This is a genomic window from Bartonella fuyuanensis (assembly GCF_014197255.1).
GTDB classification, from domain to species: Bacteria; Pseudomonadota; Alphaproteobacteria; order Rhizobiales; family Rhizobiaceae; genus Bartonella; species Bartonella fuyuanensis.
In genome coordinates, this window is record NZ_JACIFE010000005.1 from 17354 (window position 1) to 34243 (window position 16890).

General features: G+C 36.8%; 12 protein-coding genes and 1 pseudogene. 7 read left to right on the plus strand and 6 right to left on the minus strand.

The window, feature by feature from the left end:
* Positions 1–163: 163 nt before the first annotated feature.
* Positions 164–1791 (minus strand): annotated as a pseudogene (locus GGR08_RS03375) (MFS transporter).
* A gap of 310 nt (positions 1792–2101) precedes the next feature.
* On the opposite strand from GGR08_RS03375, the gene rpsO reads away from it, so the two are divergent.
* The 3 genes from rpsO to GGR08_RS03390 all read left to right on the plus strand — a co-directional run bounded on the left by rpsO (position 2102) and on the right by GGR08_RS03390 (position 5875).
* The gene (rpsO, locus tag GGR08_RS03380) at positions 2102–2371 is read left to right on the plus strand and encodes a 30S ribosomal protein S15 (protein ID WP_005774142.1); all 270 of its coding nucleotides are present in this window, start codon (positions 2102–2104) and stop codon (positions 2369–2371) included.
* A 243-nt stretch (positions 2372–2614) separates the two neighbouring features.
* Positions 2615–4810: a polyribonucleotide nucleotidyltransferase gene (gene pnp, locus GGR08_RS03385; RefSeq protein WP_183193984.1), complete on the plus strand. Its 2196-nt coding sequence runs from the start codon at positions 2615–2617 to the stop codon at positions 4808–4810.
* A gap of 69 nt (positions 4811–4879) precedes the next feature.
* Entirely contained in the window at positions 4880–5875 is a 996-nt protein-coding gene (locus GGR08_RS03390) for a methyltransferase (RefSeq protein WP_183193985.1), read from the plus strand.
* 18 nt (positions 5876–5893) lie between these two features.
* Here GGR08_RS03390 and hslU read toward each other — a convergent pair whose 3' ends face one another.
* Together hslU and hslV are read right to left on the minus strand one after the other, a co-directional pair.
* Entirely contained in the window at positions 5894–7204 is a 1311-nt protein-coding gene (gene hslU / locus GGR08_RS03395; protein ID WP_183193986.1) for an ATP-dependent protease ATPase subunit HslU, read from the minus strand.
* A complete protein-coding gene (gene hslV / locus GGR08_RS03400) occupies positions 7205–7786 on the minus strand; it encodes an ATP-dependent protease subunit HslV (protein WP_183193987.1) in 582 nt (193 codons plus the stop codon).
* A 217-nt stretch (positions 7787–8003) separates the two neighbouring features.
* Here hslV and GGR08_RS03405 point away from each other — a divergent pair, with 217 nt between their 5' ends.
* From GGR08_RS03405 to GGR08_RS03420, 4 genes are all read left to right on the plus strand, one after another.
* Entirely contained in the window at positions 8004–8993 is a 990-nt protein-coding gene (locus tag GGR08_RS03405; RefSeq protein ID WP_183193988.1) for an asparaginase, read from the plus strand.
* A 122-nt stretch (positions 8994–9115) separates the two neighbouring features.
* Positions 9116–10114 (plus strand): type I pantothenate kinase, encoded by a 999-nt coding sequence (gene coaA / locus GGR08_RS03410; protein WP_183193989.1) that lies wholly within the window; start codon positions 9116–9118, stop codon positions 10112–10114.
* Positions 10115–10127: 13 nt separating this feature from the next.
* Complete coding sequence (locus GGR08_RS03415; protein WP_183193990.1) at positions 10128–11495, plus strand: leucyl aminopeptidase family protein; 1368 nt, start codon at positions 10128–10130, stop codon at positions 11493–11495.
* A gap of 161 nt (positions 11496–11656) precedes the next feature.
* Positions 11657–12520, plus strand: a complete 864-nt coding sequence (locus tag GGR08_RS03420) for a C40 family peptidase (RefSeq protein WP_183194037.1) — start codon at positions 11657–11659, stop codon at positions 12518–12520.
* A 1433-nt stretch (positions 12521–13953) separates the two neighbouring features.
* Here the strand turns inward: GGR08_RS03420 and mutT are convergent.
* From mutT to GGR08_RS03435, 3 genes are all read right to left on the minus strand, one after another.
* Positions 13954–14364 (minus strand): 8-oxo-dGTP diphosphatase MutT, encoded by a 411-nt coding sequence (gene mutT / locus GGR08_RS03425; protein WP_183193991.1) that lies wholly within the window; start codon positions 14362–14364, stop codon positions 13954–13956.
* Between the two features lie 128 nt (positions 14365–14492).
* Positions 14493–15725, minus strand: a complete 1233-nt coding sequence (argJ, locus tag GGR08_RS03430) for a bifunctional glutamate N-acetyltransferase/amino-acid acetyltransferase ArgJ (RefSeq protein WP_183193992.1) — start codon at positions 15723–15725, stop codon at positions 14493–14495.
* A 132-nt stretch (positions 15726–15857) separates the two neighbouring features.
* Positions 15858–16811 (minus strand): peptidylprolyl isomerase, encoded by a 954-nt coding sequence (locus GGR08_RS03435; RefSeq protein ID WP_183193993.1) that lies wholly within the window; start codon positions 16809–16811, stop codon positions 15858–15860.
* Positions 16812–16890 lie beyond the last annotated feature (79 nt).

Sequence of the window (16890 nt, forward strand, 5' to 3'; positions counted from 1 at the left end):
TTAAGATTTTCAATCCTATTACTCAACATAAAAATGAAAAAATAATATAAATCGATGTATTAAATATTAATATGCCAGAAATTTTTGTACTTGTACTTATGCGAACAAATTGATCAAAAACAATATTAACATATTCAATATTTTATAAAAAACTGTTTTGCTTCTAAGGAAACCAGTCAGAGGAAACTTTTAAAAGCATCTCATTAGATTTGGGTATTGTTTGCCGTGCAATTACGCGGTGCACTCTTATACCGTTAGAAGCGCAATTTAAATAACGCAGACGCTGATTGACTTCTGCATCCGCTTTTGTACGACGATGATTATGACGTAAATAATCTATCCATGTTGACATATGATAAACCTCTTCCAATATTCAGATTTTTCAAGATCTCGTAAAAGAACCCATTGATGTGCACCATCACGTAACCCAATATGGCGTCAATGCACCATCACTTTGAGAAACTCTTCAAAATCATTGTCATGGATTTGGCAATCGATCATTATCATGATCGGTCCACTTCTTGCTTTTAGGTCGAATAATAATTCTGGCGCTCTAAAATGATCAAGAGGATCTAAATCTATCTGAGCAACTTCTTAAATTCTAAACTTTACCCCCGCAAGAGCACTAAAAATCAAGAATAAAGAACAAACGTTCAAAGCAATTGTTGGAGAATAACCATCAGCCAAAGCTCCCCAGATCGCACTTCCAATCGCCATCCCTCCATACGATGCCGTTTGATAAAGTGCTAAAGAACGTGCAACAACCCAACGCGGTGTAGAAAGCTGTACAGATATATTAAACAACGATAACGCTAAAACCCAACACAAACCTGCAGGAAATAAAGCAATATGGCTTACAATCAATGAACGGCTTATTCCCAATACAAAGCAAGAAAAGGCAAAACCAATAAATGCACTTACAATAACTGTTTCAAAATGAAAATGATGCCGTACAAATGCATTAATAATACCTGCTGTCATGGCTCCTAACCCAAAACAACCAAGCAATGTCCCATAAAGAAGGGCACTGCCTCCAAGAACTTTATGCGTAACAATTGGCAAAAGTGCTAAAATCGAAATCGCACCTATACCAAAAAGGAACGCTCGAACCATAATACTCAAGAGATTAGGTGTCATCGCAACATAACGCAAACCATCCGAGACAGCCCCTAACAGTCTTTCTCGTGGCAACGGATTACTTTCATCATTCGACTTCCAAAAAAATAATGCACCAATAAGAGGAATATAGCTTATAGCATTAAACAAAAAAGCAGCAGATACCCCCAAAGTTGCAATAATAGCACCACCAATAGCAGGGCCAACACTCCGCATCAAATTAAAGCCAACACTACTCAAACTAACAGCAGCAGGAATATTTTCCCTGCTCACAATATCGCCTATCGTTGCTTGCCAAGAAGGATTATAAAAAGCTATACCACATCCAATCAAAAATGTAAAATATAATAAAAGCAAAGGTGTTAGAAATTCCATATAAGCCAAAATAGTTAAACTCATAGATATAGCCATCATCATAATTTGCGCACATAACATAATTTGACGCCGATTAAAATTATCAGCTAATGCCCCTGCCATAAAAGAAAACATAACAAGTGGTAATGTTATCGCACTTTGAACAAGCCCAACCATGGAATGCGAAGAACTAATCAACGCCATTAACCAGCCTGCTCCAACAGCCTGTATCATCCCTCCTAAATTAAAAATAAGAGTAGATGACCATAAATTTCGAAATACCGAATTGCGAAAAAGTTCTAATATTGAAATGCTTTGCATCTTTTTTCTCCAGATCGGTATTTATCATTTTTTTACCATATATACTCAACAATTTTTGTATCAAAAGGATGCAATTCTTTAAAAACTTCTCATAAAACCCTATTTAAATCAATATCTCAAAACAAAGGCTCTTAATTTAAAGAAAGACTTCAAAATGCTGTACAAGGACTAGTATTTTAACCTTCTTTCTTATATAAGAACAAGAATGGGTAAGAGTCTTCGACTCTTCTTGCTTCTCACAGACCCTTGCTGAACGACATCTCGGCTATGGGTGGCTTTAGGTTTCTTTGTTTTTTGAAAGGATAATACGATGTCGATTACTGCTGAACGTAAACAAGCTCTTGTTGCAGAATACGCAAATAAAGTTGGTGATACAGGATCACCAGAAGTACAAATTGCTGTACTTTCTGAACGTATTTCTAATTTAACAAACCACTTTAAATCGCACAAAAAGGATAATCATTCTCGTCGTGGTCTTTTGAAGATGGTATCTCAACGCCGGCGTCTTCTTGATTATCTTAAAGGAGTTGACCAAAATCGTTATCAGACACTTATTAAAAAGCTAGGTTTGCGTCGCTAAAAAATGGGGGTGGTATAAAAAACACCCATTTTTTTAACGTATTACTTTTCGTTAAAAAATTTAAAAACTAGTAAGTTATTACGGAATAGAATTGCTCACCATTTCGCATTTAATGTGATTTATTTTTTCTTCTCGTAACAAAGATAGAAGTGACGGGTTGTTCGCCCCAGAGCTTGAGAATATGTTATATACAACCAGAATATGAGCAATCAAAAATTAAACACTGGTCATTAAGGATAAAAAATGTTCAAAACGCACAAGATAGAAATTGAATGGGCCGGACGTCCGCTCACTCTTGAAACAGGGAAAATAGCGCGTCAAGCTGATGGTGCAGTGGTTGCTACTTATGGAGAAACTGTTGTCTTAGCGACTGTTGTATCAGCCAAAAATCCAAAACCAGATCAGGACTTTTTTCCACTCACTGTTAATTATCAAGAAAAATCCTATGCTGTTGGTAGAATACCTGGGGGGTACTTAAAACGTGAAAGTAGGCCAAATGAAAATGAGATTTTAGTCTCACGTTTGATTGATCGTCCGATTCGTCCTCTTTTCGTTGAGGGTTATAAAAATGATACACAAATCATTGTTTCCGTTATACAGCATGATCTCGAGAATAATCCTGATATCCTTGCGATGATTGCATCCTCTGCCGCGTTGACTCTATCAGGTGTTCCTTTCATGGGGCCTATAGCTGGTGCCCGCGTTGGCTATTGTAACGGACAATATGTTCTCAATCCTCATATTGATGAAATGCCTGAATCAAAACTTGATCTTGTTGTTGCCGGAACAGAAAGTGCTGTATTGATGGTTGAATCAGAAGCACAAGAATTACCGGAAAATATTATGTTAGGTGCCGTGATATTTGGGCACAAAAGCCTTCAACCTGTCCTTGATGCCATTATCAAGCTTGCTGAAGTTGCTGCAAAAGATCCCCGTGATTTTGTCCCTGAAGATCTTTCCGACCTTGAAAAATCAATACAGGAAATGGCAGAACAGGATATACGAAAGGCTTATACAATTACTGATAAGCAAGAACGTTATACCGCAATCGATGCACTAAAAACAGAAATCATCAATAAATTTACGCTCGAAACAGAAGAAGACTGTAAATTCAGTGCAGATCAAATTGCAACTGTATTTAAACAGTTGCAAGCAAAAATTGTTCGCGGGAACATTCTTGATACAGAAAAACGTATTGATGGACGCAGTCTTTCTACTGTGCGTCCTATCCAATCAGAAGTAAGTATTTTACCCCGTACACATGGATCAGCACTCTTTACCCGCGGAGAAACACAAGCTATTGTCGTTACAACATTAGGAACTGGCGAAGATGAACAATATATTGATTCCTTAACGGGCATGTATAAGGAAACATTTCTCCTCCATTACAATTTTCCACCATTTTCAGTAGGCGAGACAGGGCGCCTTAGTTCTCCTGGTCGTCGTGAAATTGGGCATGGGAAATTGGCATGGAGAGCAATTCGCCCCATGTTGCCAACTAAAGAGTCTTTTCCTTATACCATTCGTACCGTCTCAGAAATTACTGAATCCAATGGATCTTCTTCTATGGCAACAGTTTGTGGAACATCACTAGCTCTCATGGATGCTGGTGTTCCTCTAGTACGCCCCGTTGCAGGGATTGCTATGGGCTTGATTAAAGAAGGAGAACGCTTTGCCGTTCTATCTGATATCTTAGGGGACGAAGATCATCTTGGAGATATGGATTTTAAAGTCGCAGGAACAGAAAATGGGATTACTGCTTTGCAAATGGATATCAAAATTGATGGTATTACCGAAGAGATTATGAGAATCGCTCTTGAACAAGCCAGAGGTGGTCGAATCCATATCCTTAACGAAATGGCGAAATCTTTAACCAGAGCACGTGCTAAACTTAGTGAATTTTCTCCTCGAATTGAAATTATGAATATTTCTGTTGATAAAATTCGTGAGGTTATCGGCTCTGGTGGTAAAATTATTCGGGAAATCGTAGAACAAACTGGTGCGAAAGTTAATATTGAAGATGATGGTACCATTAAAATTGCTTCTGCTGATGCTAAGGCTATTGAAGCAGCAAAACGTTGGATTCATTCTATTGTCGATGAGCCTGAAGTTGGTGCTATCTACCAGGGAACAGTTGTAAAAACTGCAGAATTTGGTGCATTTATAAATTTCTTTGGTTCTCGTGATGGGCTTGTTCATATCTCTCAACTTGCATCAGAACGTATCACCAAAACGACCGATATTGTTAAAGAAGGTGATAGAGTTTGGGTTAAATTAATAGGGTTTGATGAACGTGGAAAAGTTCGCTTATCCATGAAAGTTGTTGATCAAAAAACCGGTGAGGAAATCACCGATGATAAATCAATAAAAGAAGAAAAATGCGTAGATGAAAAAAAACAATCTGAAAATAAGCGCCGACGTAAGAAAAAAGAAGTGTAGTTTTTTCTTCTTATTGTAATCATGAAATGCCATCCCCAAATAGAGTGGCATTTTTTGAAAGAGCTGTATGTGTTATCGTTTTTACCTTTTGAAAATCATGAACTCCCGTATCCAGATCCAAACCAATGTTGGCTAAGTTTTGGGTTGACAAAAATCCCCACTCCAGAATGGATACAAAATTTAAAAATTATTACACCTTGGCGACCGGATTTTTTAAAATTTTCCGATACTCAATTTCACTGTTCTCCTCAAATAGATAAAAATTTTATTTATGATGGTGCATTTCTACATTTAAGTAAATATCGTGGTTTTAACCAAAATTGTTTTCTTGATTTATTAGAATGCGTTAAACCCTGTGGTTGGATTGTGATTAGTGGAAATAAAATGGTTGGTGCTGCCTCAATGATGAAATGGATCAAAACAATTGTTCCCATCACCAATAAACTGTCTAAAAATCATGGTCTCGTATTTTGGCTGAAAGTTCCTCCACAAATCGGAAAACAGGATATTGCACAATTGCGCTCACCACCGCTCACTTTTGATAAATTTCAAACTACTTCTGGTATGTTCTCACATGGCCGTATTGATCCAGGATCTGCTGCACTTGCTTCTTATATACCCAAAGTTATTTCTGGAAAAACAGCTGATTTTGGTGCTGGATGGGGCTTTCTTTCTCACGTTGCACTTGAAAATAATGTAAAACTTACATCTCTTGACCTCTATGAAGCAGACTACAATGCTTTGAGAGCAGCAAAACAGCACCTTCAGCATATAACTGCTCCTTTTCCAATCCATTTTTATTGGCATGACCTTGTCCATGAGCCTGTCACAAAGCTGTATGATACAATCATTTCAAATCCACCGTTTCACACACAACAGACGACAGATATTTCATTAGGAAAACATTTTATTATAAATGCTGCAAAATGCTTGAAACCAAGGGGCAGTCTGCTCTTTGTTGCGAACAGCCACCTTCCTTATGAAACATTATTAAAAAATATTTTCCACACAGTGTTGATACATGAACAAACTCATGGTTTTAAAATTATCGAAGCCCGCAGATAAATAAAACAAGCGATCTATCTAAAGAATAAACCGTGAAAGATCGATATCAGCAGCAAGCTCGCCAATAGATTTTCTCACATAAGCAGCATCAATTTTAAACGATGTTCCAGCTTTATCTGGTGCTGTAAAAGAAATTTCATCTAAAACGCGCTCCATCACCGTTTGCAAACGACGTGCCCCTATATTTTCAATCCTTGCATTTAAATCTACAGCAATATCTGCTAAAGCATCAATTGCATCGTCTGTAATTTCCAAATGAACCTCTTCCGTTGCCATAAGAGCAATATATTGTTTAATCAAACTAGCTTCTGGCTCTGTTAGAATGCGTCGAAGATCTTCCCTTGTTAAAGGGTTGAGCTCCACGCGGATGGGCAAACGGCCTTGAAGTTCTGGTAATAAATCAGATGGTTTGGAAACATGAAACGCTCCTGAGGCAATAAAAAGGATATGATCTGTTTTGATTTGCCCATATTTTGTAGAAATTGTTGTTCCTTCAACCAAAGGCAAAAGATCACGTTGGACGCCCTCACGCGAAACAGCAGCACTTACGCCACCATCCCGGGTAGCAATTTTATCAATCTCGTCGATAAAAACAATACCGTCATTTTCAGCAACACGAAGCGCTTCTTGAATGATTTGTTCCTGATCAAGGAGTTTTTCAGATTCATCATCGATAAGCGGTTTAAAAGCATCTCTTACTGTCGTTTTACGGACTTTCGTACGACTTCCCATTTTGCCTAAAATATCTGATAAATTCATAATACCCATTTGTGCCCCAGGCATACCAGGAATATCAAAGGTTGAAGCACTATTGCTAGTATTATCGGCTACTTCAATTTCAATCTCTTTCTCATCCAATTCACTTTCACGCAATTTTTTACGAAAACTATCGCGGGTAGCAGGACTTGCTGTTTTACCAACAAGGGCGTCTAAAACGCGCTCTTCAGCATTCAAGTGAGCTTTTTCTTTTATTTCATCGCGTTTTTTCTCACGCACAAGAGAAATAGCAATTTCAACAAGGTCTCGAATAATTTGCTCAACATCACGGCCCACATAACCAACTTCAGTAAATTTAGTCGCTTCTACTTTCACGAAAGGTGCTCCAGAAAGTTTTGCTAATCGACGTGCGATACCTGTTTTACCAACACCTGTAGGCCCTATCATTAAAATATTTTTTGGCATAACTTCTTCACGCATCGGCTCATCAAGTTGTTGTCTACGCCACCGATTGCGTAATGCAATAGCTACAGAACGTTTGGCATCATTTTGGCCAATAATAAAACGATCAAGTTCAGAAACAGTCTCACGAGGGGAAAATACAACACACATTTAAATAGCTTTCTCTAAAGAAAATAATTCTGCATCCAATGTTTCAATCGTAAAATGATCATTGGTGTAAACACAAATTTTAGCGGCAATAGCCATAGCTTTACGGGCAATAGTTTCTGCATCCAAATCCAGGTCCATGAGTGCTCGCGCTGCTGAAAGAGCAAAATTTCCTCCAGAGCCAATTGCCATAACCCCATCTTCTGGTTCCAAGACATCACCAAGCCCTGTTAAAGCCAAAGTTGCTTTTTTATCAGCTACAAGCATCATTGCATCAAGACGGCGCAAATAGCGATCTGTTCGCCAATCTTTTGCAAGTTCTACACATGCACGCATAAGCTGATCAGGATATTGCTCAAGCTTTGTTTCCAGCCTTTCTAGTAATGTGAAAGCATCTGCCGTAGCACCTGCAAAACCAGCAATAACTACTCCGCTTTTTCCAAGTCGACGGACTTTACGTGCATTGCCTTTCATAATCGTCTGTCCAAGAGAAACCTGACCATCCCCAGCCATCACGACTTTGCCACCTTTTCGTACCGTAATAATCGTTGTACCATACATTATGTCTGGCTTATGTTCTATCATAAGGAGACTCCTTAATATTAACTTTTCTTTTTAACATTTTCTTTTCATATAATGTAAAACTCAATTACTACTGTCCTATTTAAGAACATATACAGCAAAACACAATGATTCAGCATAACTCAATTTGTTAAAATTGAAAAAATGATATCATTGTTGTCAATATAAATTACTGCTAAATAGCTTTATATAAACAGTTTGACCCTTTTAGAGGAAAATTATGAAAAAAATCGCCATAGGAACCTTAGGTGGAACAATTGCAATGACCGCTGATAATTTTGGTCATATGCATCCAACTTTAACCTCGGATAACCTTATAAAAAGTGTTCCTGATTTAAATAATATTGCTGATATACAGGCACAAACATTATGGCAAATACCAAGTGGATCTTTATCTTTTAAAATTCTTTTTGAAGCAATCGTGTGGGCAAAAAAACAAATAAACGCTGGCGCAGAAGGCGTTGTTTTAACGCAAGGTACTGATACTCTGGAAGAAACAGCTTTTTTTCTTTCTCTTTACTGGAAGGAAACTGAACCACTCATTATAACCGGTGCTATGCGTCTACCTTGTGAAGCGGGTGCCGATGGACCAGCTAATCTTTTAGCAGCAATTCGTGTCGCAACATCCCCACAAAGTCGTAACAGAGGCGTTCTCGTTGTCATCAATGATACGATTCATTCACCTTATTGGCTTTATAAAAGCCATACCGTCAAAGTCGAAACATTCCAATCAGGTCTTGTAGGTATTTTAGGAACTATTTTAGAAGGAAAAATCATTTATTTTAATGATCAAAAATTTTTCGCGACAACGTTTGATCTTCCCCAAAACCACGACCATCAAATTGCTCTCCTCTCTTCCTCGTTATCATCTGATACACAACTAATGAAATTCTGCCTTGAAAGTGGGTATTATGCTGGGCTTGTTATAGCTGGTTTTGGTGCAGGACACTGTAATTTTCAAGAAGCAGATCTTGTAAAACAATATGCACAAAAAATACCAATCATTATTGCCAGTCGCTGTTGTAATGGCTCAACAACTCGTATAACTTATGGCTATAAAGGCTCAGAAACCGATATGATTGCTTCTGGTGCTATGATGTCTGGTTATTTATCAGCTGTAAAAGCGCGTCTGCTTTTATGGGCTTTTCTGGCACAAGGCTACTCACTGAAACAAATCCGTGCACACTGGAACAACTGGACGATAAGCTAATAAAAAATGATCTATTATCTTAAAGAAAAGAGCATGCAAAACAAAATTTACTTGAACACAAAGCAGTTTACCTGTCCGTTTTTAATCAATTGCTGCAGCAAAAAAATTCTCGTCTAATACACATGATTGATACGACTATACAAAAAATTAATCAGGAAAAAAATCTGGTCAAATCCATTTCTGACCGATGTTCACCCTATCGTATCTTTACCGCACAACAGTGGTCACAATTTCGTGCAGACACACCTCTCACTTTAACTTTTGATGAAATTAAACGTTTACGCTCCATTGATGATCCTATCGATCTTGAAGAAGTTCAACGCATTTATCTTTCTTTATCGCGCCTGTTATCATGCCATGTTGAAGCGGTACAAGAACTTTTTCAAAAACGTCAACAATTTCTCCATCAAGAAGAGACTACGAAAACACCCTTTATTATTGGAATTGCCGGCTCTGTAGCAGTAGGAAAATCAACTACCGCTCGCATTCTTCAAGAACTGTTGAAACGTTGGACCTCTAATCTTAAAGTTGATCTGATCACCACGGATGGTTTTCTCTATCCTAACGCGATCTTAAAGCAAAAAAATCGTATGAATCGTAAGGGATTCCCTGATTCCTATGACATTAAAAAATTGCTGTGCTTTCTTTCAGCTATAAAAGCAGGTAGCAGGAATGTCCGTGCCCCACTTTACTCACATATGACCTATGATGTTTTAGAAAACCAGACAATTTCCATTGACCGTCCTGATATTTTAATTGTTGAGGGTATTAATGTATTACAGGTCAGTGATCTTCCTAAAGATGGGAAAGCTATTCCTTTTGTATCAGATTTTTTTGATTTTTCAATCTATGTCGATGCTGAAGTAGAAGTCATTCGTCACTGGTATTTAGAACGCTTTAAACGTTTGCGTAAAACAGCTTTTCAAAATCCTGAATCCTATTTTCATCGCTATGCTCTGCTCAATGAGAAAGAAGCCTCAAAAATTGCTGAGAATCTTTGGCAAACGATTAATTTAAAAAATTTACAAGAAAATATTTTGCCAACACGACCACGATCCAATCTCATTCTACGAAAGGGAAAAAATCATTTGGTCGAGTATGTTGCACTTAGACGACTATAAGGATCTTATAACTATGCAGCGACACCACATTCATTTTACCTCAACGCATATCGATAAAAGTTGTCCTATCATCTTGGTAAATCAAAAAAGTCTTTCTAACTTAGCCCTTGATGCGTCAACAACAGCATGGATAAAAGTTAATGATTTTACTGGCAAAGCAGGGCAAATTCTCTTTGTTCCTCACAAAACCGGACATTTAAAAAAAGTTTTATTTGGAATTGGCAATGGTAACGATCCTTTTATCACAGGACTTCTTGCTCAAAAACTTCCTGCTGGTCAATGGCATTTAGAAGGTGAAGCCTCTGCTGAAATAAACACCTATCTTGGATTGGCATTCGGCAGCTATCAGTTTAATCGCTATCGTCAAAATTCTTCCTTCAAATCATTATCTATCCATGTCAATGAAGCCGTTGATCTTAATGAGCTCCAGAGAATTTACGAGGCTGTCTTTTTTGTCCGTGATCTCATTAATATTCCAGCCAATGATATGAACCCTGATACTTTTGAAGAAGAAGCACGACAACTAGGAGAAATTTATGGTGCTAATGTCCAAAGTATTTGTGGAGATAAGCTTTTAGTCCAAAACTTTCCGATGATTCATGCCGTAGGACGAGCAGGCAGTACTGCACCACGGCTGATTGAATTACGCTGGGGACAAGAACATCATCCTAAAATAACGTTGGTAGGTAAAGGTGTAACTTTTGATACTGGAGGACTTGATCTTAAATCAGCCAATAACATGTTACTTATGAAAAAAGATATGGGCGGTGGAGCAAACGTTTTGGGATTAGCTAAACTTATCATGGATGCAAAATTGCCCTTCCATCTACGTGTTTTGATTCCTGCCGTAGAAAATGCAATTTCTGCGAATTCTTACCGACCAGGTGATATTCTCAAAAGTCGTAAAGGTTTAAATGTTGAAGTCGGCAATACAGATGCTGAAGGGCGACTCGTCCTTGCTGATGCACTCGCCTATGGTGATGAAGAAAGTCCACAATTTATGCTTTGCATGGCCACTTTAACAGGGGCAGCACGTATAGCATTAGGACCAGATCTTCCTGCATTTTATTGTAATGATTCAATATGGGCACAACAAATTTCTGAATCTGCTCACGCTGTTTTCGATCCTCTTTGGCAAATGCCTCTTTGGAAACCTTACCAAGAAATGCTATCATCACCAATTGCTGATCTTAACAATGTAACTGGAAATAACTTTGCTGGCTCTATAATCGCTGCTTTATTTCTTAATTCTTTTGTGGAAAAAGCTGAACATTTTGCACATTTCGATCTTTATGGATGGGTTCCAAAAGCAAAACCAGGACACCCGATTGGTGGATCCGCACAAACCATTCGTGCTCTTTATAATATTTTTAAAAAATGAATTTTAACATAAAATATCCAAAAAGATGGACAATTTTGCAGTTTTAAGAATAATTTCTATCGGTTTAAACTGTATTATTGCTTTTATTTGAAGATAAAATCTTCAATGCAATTTTCATGAGTCAATTTTAGATGAGAAGCCGAAAAATGAAAAGTAAAAAGATGATCTCTAAAGACCCAAGACTTTATGCATTCAGAGATGATTTAGCAGATCAGCGCCTTGAAGCAGAAATTACAGCCCAGCGCTTTGTTCAAGGTGAAAAAAGACGTGTTAATACAGCGATCGCTGGACTATTTAAAGAAAATAGTAAAAAAAGTGAACGACAAACAGAATGTTTATTTGGTGAAGAATTTCTTATTTTTGAACAAGGAGAAACAATGTCCTGGGGGCAATCACTCAAGGATGGTTATGTCGGTTACATTGATACAAAAGTTCTTTGTACATCAACCATAAAACAAACGCATGTGGTTTCACTCCCACGCACATTTAAATATTCATACGCTGACTTACGTGGACCAATAGAGTTCCCTTTATCGATGGGAAGCAAAGTCAGTGTTGTTGATGAAATTGAAGTCCATGATACAATGTACTCTATTCTTGAAAATGGAAAAGCAATCATCACTAGCCATCTCAGCCCCATTGGACGCGTGTATAAAGATTATGTTACGGTTGCAGAAACTTTTATCCGTACGCCTTATCTTTGGGGTGGTGTTAGTGGTTTTGGAATTGATTGTTCAGGACTCATTCAACTCTCGATGATGATGACCGATCAAATAGTTTTACGTGACACAGATATGCAGCAAAAAACTATAGGCAGGCTTCTTACAGACACTGATAAACTTCAACGAGGTGATTTGATTTTTTGGAAAGGTCATGTTGCTATTATGGTTGATCATGAAAATATTATTCACGCAAATGGTTTTTCTATGGACGTTATGATCGAACCATTGGAAAAAGCAATTACGCGTATTGCTAGAAAAAATCAATATCCCATTGCAAAACGTCGCCCAATTCAGGTGACTTAATACATACCTCCTATAAAAAAATTAATTGAATGTTTTTATATAGAATGCCAAGAACTACCGCAATAACATTAGGAATCGACTTATGCCCTCTATAAGCGTCAAGATAGTAATGCTCAATGGCTTGTTATATCATTCAAATGCCAGCGCAAAATGAGCTTGGGAGCTTTAAGAAATGCTTCATAAAAATAAGCCCATGAATCTGCAGCGCAATGATGTTCTGTATTATGAACAGCGTAATCCTATTGATTTAAAAAACATCTTTCAATCTTTTCCAATATTCATTCAGAAGTCTTTATTAATACTGACTTATCTTAAAATAGTGTAAAAACCCATCAACAAGTTTACTGAATAACATTTATTTAAATATCATATAATTAATTGTAATTACAAACCCATATTACGCAGCTTGAACTGGAGTTTTCCATATTATCATACTGCCTTGTTTCAAAAACCTTTATGACAAACCAATAGAAAAATAAGCGTATTCTTTTCAAAAAAATGAAGATAGAAATTATTGCGTAGCTTCATCATTTCTTTTCTATTCAGCTTCATGGTTTTTAAAAATATACAAAAGAAAGATCTTAAAAAAATGGAGATTACACAATTCCTTATATTTTACCTCTTCCATTTTGGATGAAGTCTAAAAATTTCATAAAACACTTTCATTAAGTTGTATTTCTCATTTATATACTTAAACTTAGATAGTTTTTTCTCATTTTTCAGTACTATAACACAATCCCCTAATAACTCTTCTCTGCATGTTCTTCTCTTAATATTTAATAATTCATCATCCGTATATTTTTATTTATTTTAAAATTGTTTTCCACATTACATACCACTCTTTTTACTCGTACGTTCTTGATTTTTTTGATTGAGAAACCATAAAGAATCAAAAAAAATAATTAAACGACAATTTATAATTATAAATCATAGTTTATTATGAAAAATATATCACAACGATGAATAATCCATTAGTCATGTAAACAATCTCTATTAATAATGACAAAGTATTTTCTTCAAAAAGATATTTTGGAATCCTCCCTCTCGTTGCGATCTCATGAAATAAATACCTCTGGTATCGCTCTGTGCACCCAAAATCCCCGCTCAACGATAATCGCGAAAAGTATAAATCCATTGTTTACTACCATTTTTATACTTCTGAAGAACACAAAGGAACTACACTTCATCAATTCTTAATGTTGCATAATCCTTGACTATTGGAAAGCGTTCTTTCAGCACGCATTTTATTTTTTCTTAATAGCTTTTTACCCACATGGCCTCCCCCATTTGAAACATGCACGAAAATACTTCTTTGATTAATTTAACATAAATAGATTTGAAATAAGGAATTTTACGATACCCGACACTTCTATTCAATATTTTAAATTAATATATTGACTTATATTTAAGAAATATTTTCTTTTTATAACACATTAAAGAAAATGATTTTTCAATACATGAATCAATGGTTTATCAGCATCAGGCATGGAGTATTTATTAAGATCATTAATAAAAACCCATTCTAAAGCTTGGCCCTCTCGCCCTTGTGCAACGCCTTCATAATGGTTACAAAGATACAATGGCATTAAAAGATGAAATGTTTTATAGCTATGACTTGCAAATGTTAAAGGTAATAAATTATTTGGTTGAATATAAATACCAAGCTCTTCCTCTAGTTCACGAATCAACGATACTTCTGGAGTCTCGCCTAGCTCAACCTTTCCACCAGGAAACTCCCACAAACCAGCCAGTGATTTTCCTTCAGGGCGCTTGGTAAGTAAAACACGATTATTTTGATCTAATAACGCACATGCAACAACAAGAAGTATGGAATTTTTTACCATATCACTCTCCAATAGAGAATCATTAAGACAACTGTCTTTTCTATACATAGCCCCCTGCTCCTAAAAGAACTTATACACCTTATTTTCACTGAAAAATAATAAGCTGTTAAATATAGAAGGCGCATCCATTAACTTCTGTAATCACTATTGATCATAACGTATTCTTTTGTTAAATCGCAAGACCAAACTGTCGCCATGCCATTACCCAAACCAATATCAACACGAATTGTGATGTGTTTACCTCGCATATAAGCACCTATTGCCTCTTCACAATACTCAGGATCTCGTTCACCATTCACTGCCACACGATACTGCCCAAACCAAATCATCAACAAATCACGATCAACTTCAACACCAGCCTTTCCAATTGCCATAACGACTCTCCCCCAATTTGCATCTTCACCGGCAATAGCTGTTTTTACAAGTGGTGAATTCGCAATTGACAAAGCAATAGTTTTTGCTGCATCATTTGTCATAGCACCAATTACCTTAACCTCAATTAAATGGCGAGCACCTTCACCATCACAGACAATTTGTAATGCGAGCTCGTGCAAAAGTGCACTCAAGTGTTTTGAGAATATTTTATAACGCGGATCTGCTTTGCATGTAAGGCAAGGAAATCTTTCTTTTCCTGTTGCAAACATCATGAGTGTATCTGATGTTGAGGTATCGCTATCAACAGTAATTGAATTGAAAGAACTCTGAACTGCCTCTGATAACATGGATTGCAATATAGTCGAAGAAATTCCCGCATCACTTACAACAAAAGAGAGCATTGTTGCCATATCTGGTGCAATCATCCCAGAACCTTTTGCAATCCCATTAATGGTAATAATCTCTCCCCCACAATCAAAAGTGCACGTTGCAAGTTTTGGAAATGTATCAGTTGTCATGATAGCTTTTGCAGCTTCTAACCAATTTCCTTCTTTTGCTATCTCCGCCATACTTGGCAAAAGATTTACAATACTCGATGCATCCATTGGTTCACCAATAACACCTGTAGAAGCTATAAAAATTTCATTTTTTCTGACCTTTAAAGTATTCGCAGCTGCACATATGATTTCATTTGTTGTGTACTTTCCTTTATTTCCTGTAAAAGCATTTGCATTTCCAGAATTCACCACAACACCCCTCGCAACCCCATGAGGAAGCGATGCACGGCAATGCTCTACAGGAGAAGATGGACATTTTGAACGTGTAAAAACACCTGCCACACTCACAGGCTTATCGAATATAATAAAAAGAAGATCTGTACGATCTTTATATTTTATCCCTGCTTCGGCTGTTGCTATCCGTACACCAGGTAATGGAGAAAGCTCCTGGACCTTTTGGGGCGATAAAGGAGATATTTTCAAAACCACAATATGCTTTCTATAAAAATAAATAAAATGATTGCAGATCCATAACCTCTCCTAAAAAACTGCTAAGCTTTTTGAACAAAACTAACCTAGAGAATTATCTATTAAAGAGGCTATCTACTTATTTTTTTCTAGCTATTCTGTATCTTCTTCATCAGAAGTCTCATCAGGAAGAAGCATCCCATTTTGATGAAGAGATTCCATGATTTTTGTAACATTAGGATCAGGATATTTCACATCTAGCTTGCTACGCAAATCAACAATCAATTTTTGATAGCGCTTTTTTATCAGCTGCGTGCGCAACATCTCTTTAACATCATCAAATGCAGGAGGTTGTTTCAAACGACGATCTTCTAATTTGATAATATGCCAACCGAAAGGACTTTCAACAGGTTGTTTAGTGTATTCGCCCACTTTCAAACCAAATACAGCATCTTCAAAAGGCTTGACCATTTGACCATGGCTAAAATAACCAAGATCTCCCCCAACAGCAGCAGAACCATCTGTTGAACTTTTCTTTGCAATCTCTTCAAAATTTTCTCCTTTATTCAAATGCTTAATGATAGTTTCTGCTTCTTTTCTTGTTTTAACCAAAATATGGCGTGCTTTAACTTCATCCTCTTTAGGTAAAGCCGCAACTTCTTGCTTATAAAGGGTTTCCAAATCAGTATCCGATATTTGGTCAACAATTGTCTGTTTAAAATAAATCTGTTGAAGGACATTGTCACGCATGACTGCCATACGTTTATCGTAAGCTTCTGTTTTATCAATGCCCTTGCTTCTGGCTTCTTTTGCAAGTGCTTGCATATCTAAATAAGCTTTTAAGACCATAATACGGCGTTGTTCATCAGGAAAACGTGTTAAATTAGGATTTATTTCAAGTGCTAAATCATCTAATTGGCCTGCTGTAATATCTTTCCCATCAATAACTGCCATAACATGAGAAGGAGAAACTGCTTTTTCAGAAGCTTTCTCCAAGATCTTTAAATCATTCGACGATGAATTCAAACCCTCTTGAGCTTTCACCCCTAAACTTGTACTTGCCAATAAAGTTGATGCTAAAAACAGCGTGATAAATTTGAATTTCATAAATATACTCCTCTAAAAATGAAGGCAGGTTCAAGATTCCAATTTTCTTTACCATAACACTTTAAACATAGAGAAATAA